Source organism: Mycobacterium shunyiense, from assembly GCF_058270035.1.
This window is the reverse complement of the sequence record NZ_JBZDPT010000044.1, coordinates 251,889-272,721: the sequence shown is the minus strand read 5'-3', so window position 1 is coordinate 272,721 and position 20,833 is coordinate 251,889. Positions and strand designations below refer to the sequence as shown.

The window sequence follows — 20,833 nt, the reverse complement described above, 5'->3', positions numbered from 1 at the left end:
AGCCCTGGCACACTCGACTGTCGTGACTTCCAAACGCGCACTGGTCCTCGCCGGTGGCGGTATCGCAGGCATCGCCTGGGAAACCGGCATCCTGCAGGGCATCGCCGACGAATCCCCCGAAACAGCCGATGCATTGCTGGCCGCCGATGTGCTGGTCGGAACGTCGGCGGGTTCGACGGTGTCCGCGCAGATCAGCAGCGGGCTGCCTCTGGAGGAGCTGTTCGAGCGCCAGATCGGCGCGGAATCGGCCGAACTGGATCCCGGCGTGAGCATCGACACCGTCACCGACCTGTTCGTCAAGGCCGTGCTGACACCCAACACCACCAAGGCGCAGAAGCTGCAGCAGATCGGTGCCGTGGCACTGAGCGCCGCGACGGTCGATCCGGCCGTGCGGCGCAAGGTCATCGAAGCGCGCCTCCCGTCGCATGACTGGCCCTCTCGGGTGCTGCGGATCTCGGCCGTCGACATCGATACCGGCGAACTGGTGACGCTGGACCGGGACTCGGGAGTGTCGCTGGTCGACGCGGTGGAGGCCAGTTGCGCGGTGCCCGCGGTGTGGCCGATCGTGACGATAGCCGGCCGCCGGTTCATGGACGGCGGCATCGGCAGTGCGGTCAACATGGTGCTGGCCGCCGACTGCGACACCGTGGTGGCCCTGGTGCCGCAGGGCCGCTCGACACCGTCGCCCTTCGGGACCGGCGCCGCGCAGGAGGTTGACGGCTTCGCCGGACGGTCGCTCGGGATCTTCGCCGACGACGAGTCCCTGGCCGCCTTCGGGGAGAACCCGCTCGACCCCGCCTGCCGGGTGCCCTCAGCACAGGCCGGACGGGCACAGGGACGGCGTCTGGCGGCCGAGGTCGCGAAGTTCCTCGCGGGCTGATCAGCCGTCGAGTGCGCGCGCGGTCAACTCGCGGCCGACATCGATGACCTCTGCGGCGCGGTGGAACTCCAGGCTGCGGCACACCGTGCGCGGCACCTCGATGAGCAGGTCGGGCGGATAGGCCGCCAACGTGTGCCGGGCCAGCGCGGCCTGGGCGATGTCGACGGCACGGTTCAGCACCTCGAAGCTGCCGAGACGCGGAACCTCGACCGGATCGGCGGCTTCGGCAGGGGCGCTGGTGTCTTCGGTGGCGACAGGTTCCACAGCATCGGCCGCCTCATCGGACTCAACACCGTCCTCGGGTGGAAGCGAGGCCCCGAAACGGCTCAGCACCGCGCGGGCGGTCGGCCGGTCCAACACCGACCGCACCGAGGCAGTATCCAGCACAGCTGAAGTGCTGCGCATCATGCGGTTGAGCCACTCGGCGGTGGGGCGTCGTTCCGGGTCATCGGGGGTGGCCGCGGCGGTGCCCGGGTCGCCACCGGACAGGCTGACCGCGATCGTCAGGTCGGCGTTGACCGCGGCGATCGGCGCCATCGGAAGAGGGTCGAGGATGCCGCCATCCCCGAGCAGACGACCGTTGAGGACGTGCGGCGCGATCACGCCGGGGATGGCGATCGATGCCCGGATCGCCGAATCCACCGGGCCGCGTTGCAGCCACACCGACTTGCCCGCGATGAGATCGGTGGCAACCGCTGTGTAGGGGATCGGCAGATCCTCGATGGTGGCCTCGCCGAGGATGTCGCGGACCGCGTCGAGGATCTTCTCGGCACGCAGGATGCCGGACGCGGTGATCGACGGGTCCAGCAGCCGCAACACCGCCCGCTGGGTCAAAGTCCGTGCCCAGTCGGAGAAATCGTCGAGCTTTCCCGCCGCGTGCAGGCCGCCGACCAGCGCGCCCATCGATGATCCGGACACCCCGATGACCTCGTAACCACGATCGCAGAGCTCGTTGATCACTCCGATGTGCGCGTAGCCACGGGCACCACCACTGCCGAGGGCCAGAGCAACACGCATATGACCATTCTGAAGCACCTGAGGGGGATGGTCACCACCTCGACCCGGATCCGCGGCGCCGCTACCGAAAGTCTTAGAACATGGTTTGAGACGAGTTCTGGCTGCGCCGTACGCAGGCGATGCCAATTAACATCAGTACGAGGATATTTCGGCCTGTCCTGTGCCGCTGAGCGGGCAGGGTGGCCATATTCGTGGGCTGGCATGGTTGCATAGTCAGTCATTTCGAAGATGTGCAGATCGGCACTGCTGGGCCAGGTCCCGGATGCCTACCGTTCTGGCATCAGGTCAACCGACAACAGGAGAAGGCGTGACCACGATCGAACACACTGCGGCCGACCCCGCCCAGCTGGCCACCCCGGGAAATCCGTTCGGCGACGCGCGTGCTCAGTTGCACGACGCTGTCACGATCCTCGGCTACGACGACGGCACGTACGAGCTGCTGGCCAACCCGCGACGTGAGCTCACCGTGGCCGTACCGCTGCATCGGGACTCCGGTGAGATGGAGCTCCTCATCGGACATCGGGTGCAACACAACGTCTCTCGCGGTCCGGCGAAAGGCGGATTGCGCTATTCCCCCGACGTGACACTCGACGAAGTCCGTGCCCTGGCGATGTGGATGACGTGGAAGTGTGCGCTGCTCGACGTGCCCTATGGCGGCGCGAAAGGCGGCATCCGCATCGATCCGCGTCAGTACAGCCGCTCGGAACTGGAGCGGGTCACCCGTCGCTACACCAGTGAGATCAGTCCGCTGATCGGGCCGGACCATGACATCCCCGCACCCGATGTCGGCACCGACGAGCAGACCATGGCCTGGATGATGGATACCTATTCCGTCCAGAAGGGGCACACTGTTCTCGGTGTCAGCACCGGAAAACCGGTGAGCCTCGGCGGTTCTCTGGGCCGCGCCACGGCGACGTCGCGCGGGGTCGTTCATGTCGCGCTGGCCGCCCTGCGGTCTCGAGGCATCCGCGCCGACGATGCCACCGCGGCGGTGCAGGGCTTCGGGAAGGTCGGCCGGCACGCAGCACGCTTTCTGGCGGATGCGGGCATGCGCGTGGTCGCCGTATCCGACCAGTACGGCGCCATCAGAGCAGATTCCGGCCTCGACATCGCCTCGCTGGCCAGCCATGTCGACGCGACCGGTTCGGTGATCGGTTTTGCGGACGCCGACGCGACCACCAACGAGGATCTGCTCGGCGCCGACGTCGACCTGTTGGTTCCGGCTGCGGTCGAAGGGGTCATCCACGCGGGTAATGCAGCGCAGATCAAGGCGTCGATCGTCGTCGAGGGTGCCAACGGGCCCACGACGCCCGAGGCCGATCGGCTACTCGATGAGGCTGGAACACTGGTGGTTCCCGATATTCTCGCCAATGCCGGCGGCGTCATCGTGTCGTATTTCGAGTGGGTGCAAGCCAATCAGGCCTATTGGTGGGGCGCCGACGAAGTCGAGGCCCGACTGGCCGAACGCATGCTGACCGCATGGGAGCACGTCAGCGCCCACGCCGAGAAACTGCGCCTACCACTTCGAGCCGCCGCAACCTGCTTGGCGGTCGAACGTGTTGCCCAGGCCGGACAACTGCGCGGGCTCTACCCGTAGCGCCGATTCGGCCAGACCTGCCGCCACGCGGAATGCATCCGTGGCAGGGTTGACCCGTGGCTGCGCCGACATTCGCGCGAAAACTGGGCCGTCCCAAGCCTCGTGACGTTATCGCGGGCCTGGTAACCGGTCTGTTCTCCATTCCGGAAGGCATGGCCTACGCCAGCATCGGCGGTTTCAACCCGGTCACCGGTATCTATGCCGGTGTCATGCCCGGCATCATCGGATCACTGTTCGCCCGCACGGTGCTGATGGTGACGACGTTGACCAGTGCGATCGCCCTGACGTCGCGCAGTGTGCTCAAGGAAGCCGGCCTCGACCCGGCAGACCCGGCCAACGTCGCCGCACTGGCCCTCGTGGTCGGTGTCGTGATGCTGTTGTTCGGTCTCCTACGGTTCGGCTCGATCATGAACTTCGTCTCCAACGCGGTGATGACAGGCTTCTCCACCGGCATTGCCCTGCAGATCATCGCCGGCGTACTCGGCGACTCGACGGGGTACAAGCCGCAGAGCGGCAACACCATCGGAAAGTTCATCGACTCGCTCGCGCACATCGGGCTGTGGCACCCCGCGGCGGTAGGCGTGGCGCTGGGCACCGTGGCGGTATGGGCGGTGTTCCACTTCATCAAGCCGCTCGAATCCTTCGCGACGTTGCTCGCGCTCGTGGTGGTCACCGCGGTGGTGGCCGTCGCGCACATCGACGTCGAAACCGTCGGCGACATCGCATCGATCGCGAATGCGCTTCCGCCCGTGACCGTTCCGAACTTCGCTGCCATGCCCGAACTGATCGTCGGCGGCGTGGCAGTGGCACTCGTCGCGCTGGCCCAGGCCGCCGGAATCTCGGCGGCGGTGCCGAACCCGGATGGCAGCCGCACCAACATGAACGGGGATTTCCTGGCCCAGGGCGCGGCCAATGTGGCCGGCGGGCTGTTCGGCGCGCTGCCTGCCGGCGGCTCACTGTCGCGGACCGGGGTGGCGACCTCGGCGGGCGCCCAGACCCGGTGGGCCGGCATCTTCGCCGGGCTGTGGCTGGCCGTGCTGGTGCTGGTCGCGGGGTCGGCCGCCGAGATCATCCCGATGCCGGTGATCGGCGGGTTGATCCTGGTGATCGGCGCCGAACTGGTGGTCGGCCGGCTGCCCGACATCAAGCTGGTGCTGCGGGTCGCCCCGTTGTCGGCGGTGGCGATGCTGGTGACGTTCGCGGCCACCACCCAGCTGCCGCTGCACACCGCGATCCTGATCGGCGTGATCACCTCGCTGGTGCTCTACTGCGCCAAGGCGGCCGAGACCGTGCAACTGATGGCACTGACTCCGGACCCGGACGGCGGCTGGCAGCAGGCACCCGTACCCGAGCAGTGCGCGAGCAACGACGTCACCGTGCTGCACTACGCCGGGGTCGGGCTCTTCGCCGAAGTGGCCCGCATCGACGAAACCTGGCCGCGCGCCGAAGGCACCACCAATGCCGTCGTGGTGCTCAGCCTGCGGGCGCTGCCCGACGTGCCGTCGTCGGTGACGATCAAAGCCTTGCGGCGCTGGGCCGGCCAGCTGACGGCCAACAACGGCAAGCTCATCATCTCCGGGGTCAACCCCGGCACCGCCGAGGTGCTGCGGCGCGGGGGACTCGACGACCTGCTGGGCGATGACGGCATCGTCCCGGCCGACGACCGGATCTTCGGTGCGCTCGACACCGCCGTCGAGCGCGGCCGCGCCTGGGTGGCTGCCCAGGGTAGTCAGGGGGATTTACCGCAGCGTGATTCGAACTGACGGCGCCTAGCTGCAGAGCTCGTCGGCCGCCGCCTGCGCCGCGACGATCACCGCGGCCTGACGGCCCGGCTCCAGCTCGGGCCACGCCACGTTGTAGGTGCCCGGACCAGGTGCGGCTCCCGGAGCCTGCAGGCTTGCCAGGTAGGGCTCGATCTGTGCCTTGAGGTCCCCGCCCTTGCCCTCCATCCAGATCTTGGCGGCGTGACAGGCCTGGAAATACTCCTCTTCGGTGGACTGGGCGTCGGCGCCGACCGCCGTCGTGACCCCGCCGGGGGACGTCGCGATCTCGCCGGGCTTGACCGTCGGGGCCGCTGCCTCGGTGGTTGCGGTGGCTTGCGACGACGGTGCCGCCGACTCCCCGGACTGATCCTTGTCGGCCTGTGTCGAGCATCCGATGAGCAGGCTCAGACCGGCGGCTGCGACGGTTCCGGCGGTCAAGCGGGTGGTCCACGTGTAACGGCGCATCCCGCCAATCTATGCAACACTGGCGGCCATGACGGAAGGGACCGGATTCCGGGAGTGTTGTCGGGCTCGCTAGCGCGCCTGTCTGCCCTGTTCCGCCGTCATTCTTGGAGTTTCTCTGATGCTGTCCACGCTCGCGCCCGTTCCTGCCGTCTCGGCGCCCACCCGGCTGCGATTGCCCGACCTGCTGCACACCACCGACCGCGCTGCCGACGATGTGCTGTCGGGCCGCTACGACCGGTTGCTGCGCGGGCTGCCGAAGGACGACCGCTGGTACACCCGCTTGTCGGGTGATGACGAAGTCGAGGTCTGGCTGATCAGCTGGGTGCCCGACAAATCGACCGAAATGCACGACCACGGTGGCTCGCTGGGGGCATTGACCGTGGTGTCCGGTGCGCTGCGCGAAACCCGTTGGGATGGTGAGCTGCTCCGGAGGCGTCGTCTCACCGCCGGCGATCAGGCGGCGTTCCCGTTGGGGTGGGTGCATGACGTGGTGCATGCACCGGCGGCTATTTCCGGACCGACGCTGAGCGTGCACGCCTACTCGCCGCCGCTGACGGCGATGTCCTACTACGAGGTGACGCCGCAGAACACGTTGCGCCGCAACCGTACCGAGCTCACCGACGCGCCGGAGTGAATGCCATGAGCCGTATCGACACCGTGCTGGAGCAGGCCCGTACCCGGCTGCACCGGCTGCCCGCTGCCGACCTTCCCGAGGCGCTCGACGCCGGTGCCGTCCTGGTCGACATCCGTCCGGCCGCCCAGCGTGCCGCCGAGGGGTCGGTACCCGGGGCGCTGATCATCGAACGCAACGTGCTCGAGTGGCGCTGCGACCCGACCAGTGACGCGCGGATACCGGAGGCCGTCGACGACGACGTCTACTGGGTGATCCTGTGCTCGGAGGGCTATACGTCAAGCCTGGCCGCGGCCGCGCTCGTCGACCTCGGACTGCATCGTTCGACCGACGTCGTCGGCGGCTATCACGCGTTGGTCGCGGACGGCCAGGTGTAAACGCCTGGCGCTCAGGCGTTCTCGTTGCTGCTCAGCATGGGCCGCAGTTTCGCGGTCATCTCCGGTGTCCACCCCGGCGGCTGCAGGATCGCCGCCCAGGCGTCGGCCACATTCTGGACGTATACGTGCCCGTGGCCGTCGGGAACGTCGACGGCCACTGCCATGTCCGCCGAGACCTGAAGGAACGTCACCACCGGAATCCATTCCATCCGGCGGGACACGTCGTACCCACGGGGCTCACGCAGCCAGTCCGGCTTGGCGAACAGCAGGTCGGGCGTCCACCACGAGATCGGGTCGGACGCGTGTTGCAGGTACACCGCGCGCGGGTGACCCCACGGCGCGTCGGGCCGGTTCAGATTCTCGGCCTTCGCAACGAACCGGGCGTTCTCGCCGTTGTCATAGATCGGCAACCACTCCGGCGAACCGGCGTCGCGGTCGCGGGTCAGCGTCGTCCAGATCGTGTTCTTGAACGTCGGGCCGGAGAACAGCGCGCCGTCGGTCCGGGCGACGAGATTGTTCAGCGACAGGAACGGTGCCTCACCGCCGAACGATCCCAGGCTCTCCCCGAACACCACCAGCTTGGGGCGCTTGTTCTCGGGCATCGCCCGAACCAGGGCGTCGACCGCCTCGAACAACGCCTGCCCGGCCTGCCGTGCGTTCTCCTGGTCGACCAGGAACGACAACCAACTCGGCAGGAACGAGTACTGCATCGACACGATCGCGGTGTTGCCGTTGTACATGTACTCCAGGGCGGAGGCCTCGGCCTCGTTGATCCAGCCGGTGCCCGTCGTGGTCGCCACGGCGACCACCGCCCGGTCCAGGCCGCCGGTGCGCTGCAACTCTCGGGCCGCCAGGGCCGCGGTGGCCTTGATGCCGTCAGCGGAATGCAGACCCGCATAGGCGCGGATCGGTTCGATCGCGGGCTTGCCGGTGAACCGCGAAAGTTGTTGCACCGTAGGGCCTGCCGAGACGAACACCCGGCCCTGATGGCCGAGCGACTCCCAATCGGCCAATGACTGCGGGCCGCCTGAGCGCAGGGGCGACATCGGGGCGGCGAAGTCAGGATCGCTCTCGTCGTTGACCGCCGCGAACGTCCGGTTGATGGTGTCCATCGCCACCCGGACCACGACACCGTTCAGCAGGGCGATGCTCAACGCCACCAGCAACGCCACCACCACGACGGCCGAAACCCGCGGCGGCAGAAAGCGATCCAGCTTGAGGTCCAGGAACCGCACCAGCTTACGGATCAATTGCCCGATCTCGACGAACGCGAACAGGACCACGAGCGACAGCACCGCGGTCAGCGGGTGATCCCAGAATGTCAGCCGGGGTACCCCCATGAAGTCGCGGATCTCGTCCTGCCAGACGTGGAAGTAGACGATCATCAGGATCTGGCCGACGATGCCGACGGTCAGCAGGGACAACCATGCCCACTTCGGTGCCCGCGGGCTGGTTTCCGCCGAACGCATGTAGCGGACCAGCCACACCCCGAACACGCCCAGCCCATAACCGGTGGCGCCGGCCGCGCCGCTGACCAGACCCTGGAACAGCGGGCCACGGGGCAGCAGCGACGGAGTCAGCGAGAACCAGACGAAGACCAGACCGACCGCCGTCCCGAAGAACGTGTAATGACGCGCCCACCAGACAGGTTTGTCTGCCTCACCTGACTGGACTTCGGGTGCGTCGGCCTCGGGTTCGGCGGTCTCGGTCACCCGTCGACCTTAGCGATGGGTGAAGTTGGCGGCGCGCTTCTCCGAGAACGCTGCCATGCCTTCCTTCTGGTCTGCGGTGGCGAAGGCCGAGTGGAACAGCCTGCGCTCGTAGAGCAGTCCCTCGGCCAGGCTCACCTCGAAGGCGCGGTTGACCGCTTCCTTGGCCATCCGGGAGGCCGACAGGGACATCCCGGCGATGGTCGCGGCCACGGCCAGGGCCTCGTCGATCAGCGAGTCCGCCGGCACCAGACGGGAAACCAGGCCGGCACGCTCGGCCTCGACGGCGTCGATGGTGCGGCCGGTCAGGATCAGGTCCATCGCCTTGGCCTTGCCGATCGCCCGCGTCAGCCGCTGGCTGCCGCCCATGCCCGGTAGCACACCCAGCTTGATCTCGGGCTGACCGAACTTCGCCGAATCAGCGGCGATCAGGATGTCGCACATCATCGCCAGCTCGCAGCCGCCGCCAAGTGCGTAACCGGCGACCGCGGCGATCGTCGGGGTGCGGGTGGCTGCGAACTTCGACCAGAGCTCGAAGAAGTCGGCCGAATACACGTCGGCGAACGACAGCTCGGCCATCTCCTTGATGTCCGCGCCGGCGGCGAACGCCTTCTCGTTGCCGGTGACGATGATGGCGCCGACACTGGGGTCGCGGTCGAGTTCGGCTGCGGCCGTGGTCACTTCGGTCATCACCTCGGTGTTGAGCGCGTTGAGCGCCTTCGGCCGGTTCAGCGTGATGGTGGCGACCCGGTCGGTACGGGTCACCAGGATCGTCTCGAACTCACTCATTGGTTGTCCTCCTGGAAGATCAGATCGGGGTCGGCCGGAACGAAATACGCTTCGACGTCGGCGGTGGTGACCGCTGCGATCGAGGCGGGGGACCATTGCGGGTTGCGGTCCTTGTCGACGAGCTGAGCGCGGATGCCCTCGACGAAGTCATGCGATTTCACCGACGCGCACGAGGTCCGGTACTCCTGCTGCAGCACGTCCTCCAGTGTCTCCAGCTTGGCGGCCCGGCGCACCGCTTCCAGCGTGACGGCCAGGGAAACGGGGGAGCGGGTCTCGATGAGGTTGGCGGCATCTTCGGCGGCGGTGCCGCCAATGTGGCCGGCCGGCCCTGCGCTGTGGCCGCGCAGCGCGGTGAGGATGTCGGCCACGGTGTCGCCGGCGTAGCACTCGTCGATCCAGCCGCGCTGCTCGACCAGCGGGCTGGCGGGCGGTTCGACGGCGTAGGCCGCGAGGGCCTTCTCCACGCCGTCGCTGACCACGGCCGCGGTGAACTCGGCGACCTGGTCGTGCGGCACATAGTGATCGGCGAAGCCCATGGCGATCGCGTCGGCCCCGGAGAACGGGGCCCCGGTGAGCGCGGCGTGCAGCCCGAGGGCGCCCGGGGCGCGCGAGAGCAGATAGGTCCCGCCCACATCAGGGATGAAGCCGATGCCGACCTCGGGCATCGCCATCTTCGTGGTGTCAGTCGCGACGCGGATGTTGCCGTGGGATGCGACGCCGACGCCACCGCCCATGACGATGCCGTCCATCACCGCCACATACGGCTTCGGGTAACGGCCGATATAGGCGTTGAGCAGGTATTCGTCGTACCAGAACTGTCGCGCGGCCTCGCCGCCCTCACGGGCGCTGTGATAGAGCGCCACCACGTCACCGCCTGCGCACAGGCCGCGTTCGCCGGCGCCGGTCAGCAGAACTGTGTGAACCGCATCGTCGTTCTCCCACGCATGCAGCGCTTCGGAGATGCCCGCGACCATCGCATCGTTGAGCGAGTTGATCGCCTTGGGCCGGTTCAGCGTGAGGATCCCGACGCCGTTGCGGACACTTACTAGGACGTCCTCGTTTTCTGTCACGAGATGCAATCTAGTTCGGTCCCCCAGTTGTGGTGCGCTACGGGTAGGGTTTGCCCCAAGATCAAACCTGTCAGTTTCCTGGGAGTCATTTCGCCTCCACGGGAACCCGCCCGGAACATTGATCGTTGAGCTACTAGTTCGTACTCGAACACATCTCATCAGAGAGGACCCGACGGTGCGCGAAACCAGCAACCCGGTATTCCGCAGCCTGCCCAAGACGCAGGGCGGATACGCACAATTCGGTACCGGAGCCAGCGGCTTCGGTGCACAGCAGGTGCATGCGCAGCCCTACGCGCAGGAGTACCTGGAACAGCCGCAGACCGGCGTTTCCCGTCCGCTGACCATCGATGACGTCGTCACCAAGACCGGCATCACGCTGGCCGTCGTGTCGGCCGTCGCGGTCGTGTCCTACTTCCTAGTGGCCGGAAACACGGCCCTGATGATGCCGTTCACCCTGATCGGCGGCCTCGGCGGTCTGGTGATGGTGCTCATCGCCACCTTCGGTCGTAAGCAGGACAACCCGGCCATCGTGCTGACCTACGCGGCGCTGGAGGGTCTGTTCCTCGGCGCGGCGTCGTTCCTGTTCGCCAACCTGGTGTCCAGCGGTGGACCGAGCATGATCTTCCAGGCCGTGGTGGCCTCGATCGGTGTGTTCATCGGCATGCTCGTGGTCTACAAGACCGGCGCCATCCGCGTGACGCCCAAGTTCACCCGGATGATCGTCGCCGCGATGTTCGGTGTCCTTGCGCTGATTCTGGTGAACTTCGTACTCGCGATGTTCGGTGTGGGCGGTGGCGAAGGCCTGGGCCTGCGTTCCGGCGGCGGCCTGTCCATCGCGTTCTCCCTGTTCGTGATCGCCCTGGCGGCGTTCAGCTTCCTGATCGACTTCGACGCTGCTGACCAGATGATCCGCGCCGGTGCTCCGGAGAAGGCCGCATGGGGCATCGCCCTGGGCCTGACCGTCACCCTGGTCTGGCTGTACATCGAGATCCTCCGGTTGCTGTCGTACTTCAACAACGACTAGCAACCCTGCCCCGAGAAAGGCGTCCGCGATTGCGGGCGCCTTTTTCTTTTGCCCTGTGGTCAGGTTGAACTCTGCGCTGAGGGCGTTGGCTACTCGTACTTTTGCGCCGTGGATGCAGAGTGAATCGTGTGCCTGGTCGTGGCGGGCTTGACTCTGCGGTGAGGGCGTTGGCTTCTCGCACTTTCGCGCCGTGAGCGCAGAGTGAACCAGCACTGGGTCAACCAGCGCGGGTTATCCCCACAGCGAGCTTCATGCCCAAGGTCAGGCCATGGCGTGGCCTGGGCTGAGTCGGGTGTCGGCAGCTCAAACCAGCCTGGCGCCATGGACATCGGCAGCGATCCCTTCGTCGGCAGCGAGGCTCGGGCAGGTGGCGCACTGAACCGCCATGAATTGCGCCGCTACTACCGGCCGCTGATGCCAAATGTGTACCTGGACAAACGGATTGCTCCGAATCTGCGGCGCCGAACGCAGGCAGCATGGTTGTGGTCACATCGAGAATCGGTGGTCGCGGGGCTCACGGCATCCGCCTGGCATAGGCCAAGTGGATCGATGACGACATTCCCGTCGAGTTGATCTGGGCGAACGCGCGGGCGCCGAAACGGGTGATCACCCGTGCTGACCTGCTGCTACCGGGGGAGTCGCAACGGCGCGACGGGCTGAACGTGACCACACCGGAGCGGACGGCCTTCGACATAGGCCGGCGCGGAACCCTGAGGGAGGCGGTGGCTCGGCTCGACGCGCTGGGCAATGCGACGGGGATAAAAGCAGCTGATGTGTTGGCACTGGCGGATTGTCACGCCCATGTACGTGGTCTACGTCAGCTCGAGACGGCCCTGGACCTCTACGACCCAGGGGCACAGTCGCCGCAGGAAACCTGGCTTCGGTTGATGATCATCAACGAGGGATATCCGCGGCCGCAGACGCAGATACCGGTGCTCGGTCAGAATGGCCGACCGCGCTACTACCTCGACATGGGCTGGGAGGAGCACATGCTCGCGGTGGAGTACGACGGAATCCAGCATGCCGATGCGCTCGGCTACGACATCGTCCGTCACGAGTACATCAGCCAGGCCGGCTGGACCACGATCCGAGTGGCGGCGGGCCATCGTCGGCCGGAAATCATGTGGCGGCTGCGCCGTGCATGGGATCAGGTTGCGCCGCCATTGGCTCTGCGGTGAGGGCGCGAGCTACTCGCACTTTTGCGCCCTCAGCGCAGAGCCAAAGCTGAAACTAGGAGAGACGCTCCACAACCATCGCCATACCCTGGCCGCCACCGACACACATGGACTCGATGCCGAAGGTCTTGTCGTGGGTCGACAGGTTGTTCAGCAGCGTGGCGGTGATGCGGGCACCGGTCATGCCGAACGGGTGGCCCAGCGCGATCGCGCCGCCCGAGACGTTCAGCTTGTCCTCGTCGATGCCGAGCTCACGAGCCGAACCGAGCACCTGCACGGCGAACGCCTCGTTGATCTCGACCAGGTCGATGTCCGAGATCTTCTTGCCGGCCTTGGCCAGCGCCTTCTTGATGGCCTCGATCGGGCCCAGGCCCATGATCTCCGGCGACAGGCCGGACACCCCGGTGGAGACGATGCGGGCCAGCGGGGTCAGGCCCAGCTCCTTGGCCTTGGTGTCGCTCATGATGACGACCGCGGCCGCGCCGTCGTTCAGTGGACACGCATTGCCCGCGGTGATGGTGCCGTTGGGCCGGAACACCGGCTTGAGCTGGCTGATCTTCTCGTAGGTGGTGCCGGCGCGCGGGCCGTCATCGGTGGAAACCACCGTGCCGTCGGGCAGCGTGACGGGAACGATCTCGCGCTCGAAGAACCCGCTCTTGATGGCCTCCTCCGCGCGGTTCTGCGAACGCACGCCCCAGTGATCCTGGTCCTCACGGCTGATGCCGGTGAAGGTGGCGACGTTCTCGGCGGTCTGGCCCATGGCGATGTAGACGTCCGGGATCAGGCCGTCTTCGCGCGGGTCATGCCACTTGATGTCGCCCTCGGCCTGCGCGAGCGTGCGGGCCTGGGCCTCTTCGAACAGCGCGTTCTTCGAATTCGGGGCGCCGTCGGCGGCACCGACGCCGAAGCGCGACACCGTCTCGACACCGGCGGAGATGAACACGTCACCCTCGCCGGCCTTGATGGCGTGGAAGGCCATCCGGGTGGTCTGCAGCGACGACGAGCAGTACCGGTTGACGGTGGTGCCGGGCAGGAAGTCGTAGCCGAGCTCGACGGCCACGGCGCGGGCGATGTTGTAGCCGGCCTCACCGGCGGGCTGGGCGCAGCCCATCATCAGATCGTCGATGTCGCGGGGATCCAGCGAGGGCACCTTGTCCAGAACGGCCTTCACCATCTGCGCGGCGAGGTCGTCGGGGCGCATGGTGGCCAGCGACCCCTTGACGGCGCGACCGATAGGCGAGCGGGCGGTGGCAACGATGACGGCTTCAGGCATGACGGCTCCTGCTGATCGAATGGCTTAGAAAACTCAGTTGAAACTAGCCCGCGTGCACCACGATGGGTGCGGGCACCCCGGTTGAGCGGCGCCAAAGCCTGCTGACACCGCCCAGGCGGGTCAACAGTGTCCTCGTGTCGGCGGCTCCCGATTCCAGCGCCTCGTCGCCGTCCCAGTCGCCGAGAGCAGTGCACACTGCCGGCAGCAACTGCTTGGCGGCCAGTGCGTACCCGGCTGCCGACGGATGGAACATGTCCTCGGAGAACAGCAGGTCAGGGGCCTTGTAAAACTCCGGAGCCAGCAGATCCGAGAACGGCACCGGAACGCCGCCGGCGGCGCGTACCGCAGCGGCCTGGGCGCGGGCCAGTCGCAGGCCTTGACGGCGGGCGAACGCGCGCAGTGGCTGGGGGATCGCGCTGATCACCCCGAAGTCGGGGCAGGTGCCGACCACGACGACGGCTCCGGCCGCGCGTAGTCGGCGCACCGCGTCGCCGACCCGGCGGGCCGACGGACCGATGCCGTTGGGTTTGGTGATGTCGTTGGCGCCGATCATGATCACGGCGGCATCCGGCGGTGGGCCCGCGACGAACATGGCGTCGATCTGACCGGACAGCCCCTTCGAGGTGGCGCCGACGATTGCCTTGGTGCTCAAGCGAATCCGCTTGTCGAATTGCTCCGCCACGCCGCGGGCGATCAGCACCCCGGGTACCTCGTCGGGCACCCGGCAGCCGTATCCGGTGGCGGTGGAGTCGCCGAAGATCATCAGATGCAGGTCGAAGGGGACTCCGCGTTCCCATTTCTCGACGGGCCCGCCGCCGGGCAGATACACGCCGTCCGCGCGGGGAGGGATGTCCCAGGATTTGGGGATGACCTGACGCGCCTGGTTGGCCTGCCCGCTCAGTAAGTTGCGGGCTCCGATATAGGCCGATCCCGTAGAAGCCAGCGTCGCCGCAGCGGCGAGGGCGATGGTCGACCGGCGCGGGACGCGCACGTGAGGAGCACTTCGGCTTGGACCCACGAGATCAGTTTAGGCGGATGAGACAGGTTGTCCGCGTGGCGGCGCAGCGTGCCGATCACAGTGCTGTATCAAGTCCGGTATCAATTCAGTTTATTTGACTGTTGAACTGTTTACGGATGTCAAGCTAAGTTACCCGGGTTGTCTGAGTGACGAAGCTCACCTAGCACTACAAAGACGTAGGAAGTGGTGACGATGACTGCACCGAGCAAGGTATCCAGGTCGCATCATGCTGGCATAAGCCCAGCTAGGGCCCACCGCGGGCGTAGGTTCCCGATCAGTGACGGCGCGCCCGTCGAGGTGGTCGAGGACGGACCGAGCCTGGCGGGCCGATTGGCTTCGCTGGCGGCCACGCTGACAATCAAGCCGACCTTGGCGATTGGTAGCCATGTGCCGCATCTGCCGTGGCCATTCGGGTTGGTCAATTTCGCCGCCCGGCTGATCCGGCCGGTGCCCGGGACCATCAAGGCCACCATCGCGCTGCCCCACTGCACCGCGCAGCTGGTGCGGGCCGACGGCGTACTTCCCGCCGACGGGAAGCGCAGCGTCATCCTGTACCTGCACGGCGGTGCGTTCCTCGCCTGCGGGGCCAACACGCACTCGGGGATCGTCACGGCGCTGTCGGAGTACGCCGACAGCCCGGTGCTCGTGGTCGATTACCGGATGGTTCCCAAGCACTCGGTGGGCACCGCGATCGAGGACTGTTACGACGCCTATCAGTGGCTGCGGCTACGTGGATATGAGCCGGACCAGATCGTCCTGGCCGGCGACTCGGCGGGCGGCTACCTGTCGTTGGCACTGGCCGAGCGCCTGGTCGACGAGGGCGAGATGCCTGCCGCGTTGGTGACCATGTCGCCGCTGTTCGAGATCGACAACGAGTCACGGGCCAACCACCCGAACATCCACACCGACGCGATGTTCCCCGCCAAGGCGTTCGACGCGCTCGTGGAGCTCATCGAGCGCGCCGCCGGGCGCAAGGGCGAGGAAGTCTACGAACCCCTCGACCACATCGAGCCCGGTCTGCCGCGCACGCTGATCCACGCATCGGGCTCGGAGGCTCTGCTCAGCGATGCCCGAAAGGCCGCGCACATGCTGGCCGCTGCCGGGGTTCCCGTCGAGCTGCGGATCTGGCCCGGTCAGATGCACGTTTTCCAGCTCGCGTCGCCGATGGTGTCCGAAGCGAAGCGCTCGTTGCGGCAGATCGGCGAATACATTCGAGAGGCCACCTGGTAAGCGTTTCGCGGGCCTGAGACCATTGACGTATGCGCATCGCCAGGCACATCAGTGAGCTCATCGGCAATACCCCGCTGGTAGAGCTGAACTCGGTTGTCCCCGAAGGCTCGGGCAAGGTCCTGGCCAAGATCGAGTACCTGAACCCCGGCGGCAGCTCCAAAGACCGCATCGCGGCCAAGATGATCGACGCCGCCGAGGCCAGCGGCGAGCTCAAGCCGGGCGGCACCATCGTCGAACCCACGTCCGGCAACACCGGCGTCGGGCTGGCGATAGTCGCCCAGACCCGCGGCTACAAGTGCATCTTCGTCTGCCCCGACAAGGTCAGCGAGGACAAGCAGAATGTGTTGCGCGCCTATGGCGCCGAGGTCGTGGTGTGCCCGACGGCGGTGCCACCGGATCATCCGGACAGCTACTACAGCGTCTCCAACCGCCTCGTCGAGGAGATCGACGGCGCCTGGAAACCCGACCAGTACTCCAACCCGATGGGGCCGGAGAGCCACTACGAGACGACCGGTCCGGAGATCTGGGCCGATACCGACGGCACCGTGACGCACTTCGTGGCCGGGGTCGGTACCGGCGGCACGATCACCGGCACGGGCCGCTACCTCAAAGAGGTGTCGGACGGCAAGGTTCAGGTGATCGGTGCCGATCCGGAGGGCTCGGTGTACTCCGGCGGGACCGGGCGGCCCTATCTGGTGGAAGGCGTCGGTGAGGACTTCTGGCCGTCCGCCTACGATCCGTCGGTTCCCGACGGGATCATCGCCGTCTCCGACGCCGACTCGTTCGACATGACCCGGCGGCTGGCCCGCGAAGAGGCGCTGCTGGTCGGTGGATCCTGCGGTATGGCGGTCGTCGCCGCACTCGAGGTGGCCCGCACGGCCGGACCAGACTCGGTTGTCGTGGTGCTGCTGCCCGACGGTGGACGCGGTTACCTCTCAAAGATTTTCAACGACGCGTGGATGTCGTCGTACGGATTCCTCCGCAACCGGCTCGACGGTTCGATCGAGCAGTCGACGGTCGGCGATGTCCTTCGCGGCAAATCCGGGGCGCTGCCCGACCTGGTACACACGCACCCTTCCGAGACGGTGCGCGATGCGATCGGCATCCTGCGCGAATACGGCGTCTCGCAGATGCCGGTGGTCGGGGCCGAACCTCCCGTGATGGCGGGCGAGGTGGCCGGCAGCGTGTCCGAGCGGGAGCTGCTGTCGGCGGTGTTCGAGGGCCGGGCGAAGCTGGCCGACGCAGTGGCCGAACACATGAGCCCGCCGTTGCCGTTGATCGGCGCGGGAGAGTTGGTCTCCACGGCGGCGAAATCGCTGCGGGACTGCGACGCGGTGATGGTCGTCGAGGAGGGCAAGCCCGTCGGTGTGATCACCCGCCACGATCTGCTCGGGTTCCTGTCCGAGGGCAGCGGCAGGCACTAGTCAGGGCGAATTGCGCGCCTTCGCGTGGAATGCCTTGTCTTCAGCGACTTCTCAGCTAGGGTGAGTTCGCCTCGGGCTAGCAAACTCAGACAGCATCACTGCCCGCGGTGAGAACCGGCCCACTGTGCCCGGCGAATACGCTCGTGTTGTTCTGCCAAAGGGCGTTGGCGATGCGTAATCTGCCTGTGGAGCAGTCTGTCTGTATAGGTGCTGGCAGAACGTAGCGTCCGCCCGCGGAGCGCTATCCGAGATGAGGAGAGCTTTCGACGTGACCGATCAACCGCCCCCGCCCGGGAACTACCCGCCGCCGCCGGAGGGTGGCTATCCGCCTCCGCCCCAGCACGGCGGTTTCGCACCGCCGCCTCCGCCGCAGGGTGGTGCCTATCCGCCGCCGCCTCCGCCGCAGGGTGGCGGCTACCCGCCCCCACCACCGCCACAGCAGGGTGGCTATCCGCCCCCGCCGCAAAGCGGTGGCTACCCGCCGCCTCCGCCGCAGGGTGGCGGCTATCCACCGCCTCCCGGTGGCTACCCGCCTCCGGGCGGTTACCCATCGCCGGGCGGTTACCCGCCGCCCAGTTACGGGGCCCCTGGCTACCCGCCCGCGGGCGCACCCGGATTCGGCGGTGCGCCGTACAGCGTCGGTGACGCCTTCTCGTGGGCCTGGAACAAGTTCCTCAAGCATCCGGCCGAGCTGATCGTGCCGACGGTGGTGTACGCCTTGATCGCCGGGGCCGTCTACGGCGTCTTCTACGGCATCGCCTATGCGATGTCGCCGGACTCGACCAGTAGCTACGAGTCCTATCAAGATGGCTTCAGCTACTCGGCCTCGAGCGACTTCGGGACCGGGGGCAGCATCGTCATGTTCATCGGCTCGATCGTGCTCTTGGTAGTCGGCGGCTGGATCGCAGCGGGGTACACCGCCGGTCTGCTCGACATCGCCAACGGCCAGCCGGTCACCATCGGTTCGTTCTTCAAACCGCGCAACGTCGGCAACGTGATCCTCGCGACCGTGATCGTCGGTGTGATCTCGTTCCTGGTCAACCTGGTGCTGTTTGCTCCCACATTCCTACTGGGCGCATGGGCCTTCGTGGCCTTTCCGTTGTCGTTCGTCGCTTCGATAGTCCTCGCCGTCCTGTTTCTGTTCACCACGGTCGCAGCGGTGGACCGCAATCTCAGCGGCGTCGATGCGGTCAAGGCGAGCTTCGACCTCGCGAAGGCCAATTTCGGCACGGTGCTGCTGACGGCGCTCGTGATGGGTGTCATCGCCTTCATCGGCGCGATTCCCTGTGGCCTCGGCCTCATCGTGGCGGTTCCGTTGATCCTCCTCATCGAGGTGTACGCCTGGCGTCGGCTCAGCGGCGGCCCGGTGGCACCGCTGACCCCATAGGCAGAACAACCGACCTCAGCGCCCACGGCGCGTACGGCAGAAATGCCTGCGCCGTGGGCGCTTTGGCGCATGACATCATTTGCGCATGACATTTCAGCCGCCGCCCGGCCCCGGATACATCGCCGGCCCCAATACCCCGGGAATGAATCCGTACCCGAGCCCGTACCCCAGTGCGGCGCAGGGCAGTCCGTACAGCGCCGGGCCCACCGGCTATCCGCCGGCCGGCCCGTCGCCCTACCCGGCACCGGGGCCCTCGTCGCAGTGGAACTACGGCCAGCCGGCGACGAATCCGAATGCCTACACGCCCTGGTTGGACCGGGTGCTGGCCTCGGTGATCGATCAGATTCCGTTCCTGGTGATTTTTTTCGTGGGATACGGCGTCCTCATGGGTATCGCGGCGGCGGTCGCGTCGTCGGCGGATTCATCCGGTGAGCCGTCCGGCGGTGCCGTCGCATTCCTGGTCCTGGGAATGTTCGTGCTCTTTGCGGTGACGTTGGCCTTTCCGGTGTGGAACTTCGGGTACCGCCAGGGCAAGACCGGGCAGAGCCTCGGGAAGCAGGTCATGAAGTTCAAGGTGGTCAGCGAGAAGACCGGCCAGCCGATCGGTTTCGGCATGTCGCTGGTGCGCCAGCTCGCCCATGTCCTCGACAGCTTCTTCTACATCGGCTACCTGATGCCGTTGTGGGACGGCAAGCGTCAGACCATCGCCGACAAGGCGCTCACGACGGTGTGTGTGCCTGCCCCGGTGTCTGCTCCACCTCCTTCTCCGACGGCGTTTCCCGGCCCGCAGGGCGGTCCCAACCCGTACGCGTACCTGCCCCGATAGGCTCGTCACGTTATGAGTGAACAGCGCAGGTGGCACGGTCTGGCCACAAAAGCCATCCACGCCGGTTACCGACCCGACCCGGGCACCGGAGCCGTCAACACCCCGATCTACGCCAGCTCGACCTTCGCCCAGGACGGCGTCGGCGGTCTGCGCGGCGGATTCGAATACGCCCGCACCGGCAACCCGACCCGGCAGGCTCTGGAAGCGGCGCTGGCGGCGGTCGAGGAAGCCGCCTACGGGCGGGCCTTCGCTTCGGGCATGGCCGCCACGGACTGTGCGCTGCGCGCGGTGCTGCGGCCGGGCGACCACGTGGTAATTCCCGACGATGCCTACGGCGGCACGTTCCGCCTCATCGACAAGGTGTTCTCGCAGTGGAACGTCACCCACACCCCGGTCCCGCTGAGCGATCTGGACGCTGTGCGTTCGGCCCTCACCCCGCGGACCCGGCTGATCTGGGTCGAGACACCCACCAACCCGCTGTTGAGCGTGGCCGACATCCCCGGAATCGTCCAGCTCGCGTCGTCCTCCGGGGTCAAGGTGTTGGTGGACAACACGTTTGCCTCGCCTGCGCTGCAGCAGCCGCTGCTGCTCGGGGCCGACATCGTGCTCCACTCGACCACCAAGTACATCGGTGGGCACTCGGATGTGGTGGGCGGCGCGCTGCTGACCAACGACGAGGAACTCGACGCGGCATTCGCATTCCTGCAGAACGGTGCCGGTGCGGTGCCTGGGCCATTCGACGCGTACCTGACCATGCGCGGGCTCAAGACGCTGGTGCTGCGCATGCGTCAGCACAGTGAAAACGCTGCACTGATAGCCGAATTCCTCGACGGGCACCCAGCCGTCGAGACCGTGCTCTACCCAGGCCTGGCCAGCCACCCCAACCACGATGTGGCGGCGCGGCAGATGTCGGGCTTCGGTGGCATGGTGAGCCTGCAGCTACGTGGTGGTCCCCGAGCGGCACGTGAATTGTGCTCGCGCACTGAGCTTTTCATTCTCGCCGAGTCGCTCGGCGGCGTGGAGTCGCTGATCGAGTACCCAGGGGCCATGACGCATGCGTCGACCGCGGGCTCGCAGCTGGAGGTGCCTGACAACCTGGTGCGGCTGTCGGTGGGTATCGAGCATGCCGCCGATCTGCTGGCCGATCTTGAGCAGGCCCTCGGCAAGTAACGCCGCGG

18 protein-coding genes and 1 pseudogene are annotated in these 20,833 nt (G+C 66.9%); 12 read left to right on the top strand and 7 right to left on the bottom strand.

The annotated features are described in order from the left end of the window. Window positions 1-22 precede the first annotated feature (22 nt). A complete protein-coding gene (locus tag AC4ELS_RS26180) occupies window positions 23-880 on the top strand; it encodes a patatin-like phospholipase family protein (RefSeq protein ID WP_499049929.1) in 858 nt (285 codons plus the stop codon). Here AC4ELS_RS26180 and AC4ELS_RS26175 read toward each other — a convergent pair whose 3' ends face one another. Continuing rightward, window positions 881-1,897 (bottom strand): patatin-like phospholipase family protein, encoded by a 1,017-nt coding sequence (locus AC4ELS_RS26175; RefSeq protein ID WP_499049927.1) that lies wholly within the window; start codon window positions 1,895-1,897, stop codon window positions 881-883. It abuts the gene before it with no gap. 307 nt (window positions 1,898-2,204) lie between these two features. Here AC4ELS_RS26175 and AC4ELS_RS26170 point away from each other — a divergent pair, with 307 nt between their 5' ends. Further along, complete coding sequence (locus AC4ELS_RS26170; RefSeq protein WP_499049924.1) at window positions 2,205-3,494, top strand: Glu/Leu/Phe/Val family dehydrogenase; 1,290 nt, start codon at window positions 2,205-2,207, stop codon at window positions 3,492-3,494. A gap of 56 nt (window positions 3,495-3,550) precedes the next feature. Beyond that, complete coding sequence (locus tag AC4ELS_RS26165) at window positions 3,551-5,257, top strand: SulP family inorganic anion transporter (protein WP_499049921.1); 1,707 nt, start codon at window positions 3,551-3,553, stop codon at window positions 5,255-5,257. 6 nt (window positions 5,258-5,263) lie between these two features. Here the strand turns inward: AC4ELS_RS26165 and lpqV are convergent, their stop codons facing one another. Next, window positions 5,264-5,722, bottom strand: a complete 459-nt coding sequence (gene lpqV, locus AC4ELS_RS26160) for a lipoprotein LpqV (protein ID WP_448442233.1) — start codon at window positions 5,720-5,722, stop codon at window positions 5,264-5,266. A 118-nt stretch (window positions 5,723-5,840) separates the two neighbouring features. On the opposite strand from lpqV, the gene AC4ELS_RS26155 reads away from it, so the two are divergent. Next, the gene (locus AC4ELS_RS26155) at window positions 5,841-6,356 is read left to right on the top strand and encodes a cysteine dioxygenase (RefSeq protein WP_064887557.1); all 516 of its coding nucleotides are present in this window, start codon (window positions 5,841-5,843) and stop codon (window positions 6,354-6,356) included. 5 nt (window positions 6,357-6,361) lie between these two features. Further along, the gene (locus tag AC4ELS_RS26150; RefSeq protein ID WP_499049918.1) at window positions 6,362-6,730 is read left to right on the top strand and encodes a rhodanese-like domain-containing protein; all 369 of its coding nucleotides are present in this window, start codon (window positions 6,362-6,364) and stop codon (window positions 6,728-6,730) included. Between the two features lie 11 nt (window positions 6,731-6,741). Here AC4ELS_RS26150 and AC4ELS_RS26145 read toward each other — a convergent pair whose 3' ends face one another. From AC4ELS_RS26145 to AC4ELS_RS26135, 3 genes are read right to left on the bottom strand one after another with little or no spacing between them, the layout of a single operon-like run. Further along, window positions 6,742-8,442: an alpha/beta hydrolase gene (locus tag AC4ELS_RS26145; protein ID WP_499049915.1), complete on the bottom strand. Its 1,701-nt coding sequence runs from the start codon at window positions 8,440-8,442 to the stop codon at window positions 6,742-6,744. Between the two features lie 9 nt (window positions 8,443-8,451). Then, window positions 8,452-9,228: an enoyl-CoA hydratase gene (locus AC4ELS_RS26140; protein WP_448442240.1), complete on the bottom strand. Its 777-nt coding sequence runs from the start codon at window positions 9,226-9,228 to the stop codon at window positions 8,452-8,454. Next, on the bottom strand, window positions 9,225-10,298 hold the full coding sequence (locus AC4ELS_RS26135) for an enoyl-CoA hydratase/isomerase family protein (protein ID WP_499049913.1): 1,074 nt from the start codon (window positions 10,296-10,298) through the stop codon (window positions 9,225-9,227). Before AC4ELS_RS26135 ends, AC4ELS_RS26140 begins: the two co-directional genes overlap by 4 nt. Before the next feature lie 175 nt (window positions 10,299-10,473). On the opposite strand from AC4ELS_RS26135, the gene AC4ELS_RS26130 reads away from it, so the two are divergent. Both AC4ELS_RS26130 and AC4ELS_RS26125 read left to right on the top strand, forming a co-directional pair. Continuing rightward, on the top strand, window positions 10,474-11,322 hold the full coding sequence (locus tag AC4ELS_RS26130; RefSeq protein WP_064887567.1) for a Bax inhibitor-1/YccA family protein: 849 nt from the start codon (window positions 10,474-10,476) through the stop codon (window positions 11,320-11,322). A 327-nt stretch (window positions 11,323-11,649) separates the two neighbouring features. Beyond that, window positions 11,650-12,500: pseudogene (locus AC4ELS_RS26125) on the top strand (endonuclease domain-containing protein). 52 nt (window positions 12,501-12,552) lie between these two features. Here the strand turns inward: AC4ELS_RS26125 and AC4ELS_RS26120 are convergent. Then, the gene (locus AC4ELS_RS26120) at window positions 12,553-13,770 is read right to left on the bottom strand and encodes an acetyl-CoA C-acetyltransferase (protein WP_064960090.1); all 1,218 of its coding nucleotides are present in this window, start codon (window positions 13,768-13,770) and stop codon (window positions 12,553-12,555) included. Window positions 13,771-13,813: 43 nt separating this feature from the next. Then, complete coding sequence (locus AC4ELS_RS26115; RefSeq protein ID WP_448442248.1) at window positions 13,814-14,761, bottom strand: SGNH/GDSL hydrolase family protein; 948 nt, start codon at window positions 14,759-14,761, stop codon at window positions 13,814-13,816. A 219-nt stretch (window positions 14,762-14,980) separates the two neighbouring features. Here AC4ELS_RS26115 and AC4ELS_RS26110 point away from each other — a divergent pair, with 219 nt between their 5' ends. The 5 genes from AC4ELS_RS26110 to AC4ELS_RS26090 all read left to right on the top strand — a co-directional run bounded on the left by AC4ELS_RS26110 (window position 14,981) and on the right by AC4ELS_RS26090 (window position 20,825). Then, complete coding sequence (locus AC4ELS_RS26110) at window positions 14,981-16,018, top strand: alpha/beta hydrolase (RefSeq protein ID WP_064887607.1); 1,038 nt, start codon at window positions 14,981-14,983, stop codon at window positions 16,016-16,018. A gap of 29 nt (window positions 16,019-16,047) precedes the next feature. Further along, window positions 16,048-17,442: a cystathionine beta-synthase gene (locus AC4ELS_RS26105; RefSeq protein WP_064960092.1), complete on the top strand. Its 1,395-nt coding sequence runs from the start codon at window positions 16,048-16,050 to the stop codon at window positions 17,440-17,442. A gap of 268 nt (window positions 17,443-17,710) precedes the next feature. After that, window positions 17,711-18,829, top strand: a complete 1,119-nt coding sequence (locus AC4ELS_RS26100) for a DUF2189 domain-containing protein (protein ID WP_499049909.1) — start codon at window positions 17,711-17,713, stop codon at window positions 18,827-18,829. Between the two features lie 85 nt (window positions 18,830-18,914). Continuing rightward, window positions 18,915-19,655: an Rv1078 family RDD domain-containing protein gene (locus AC4ELS_RS26095; RefSeq protein ID WP_499049906.1), complete on the top strand. Its 741-nt coding sequence runs from the start codon at window positions 18,915-18,917 to the stop codon at window positions 19,653-19,655. Between the two features lie 12 nt (window positions 19,656-19,667). After that, complete coding sequence (locus tag AC4ELS_RS26090) at window positions 19,668-20,825, top strand: cystathionine gamma-synthase (RefSeq protein WP_064887581.1); 1,158 nt, start codon at window positions 19,668-19,670, stop codon at window positions 20,823-20,825. The last annotated feature ends 8 nt before the right edge of the window (window positions 20,826-20,833 follow it).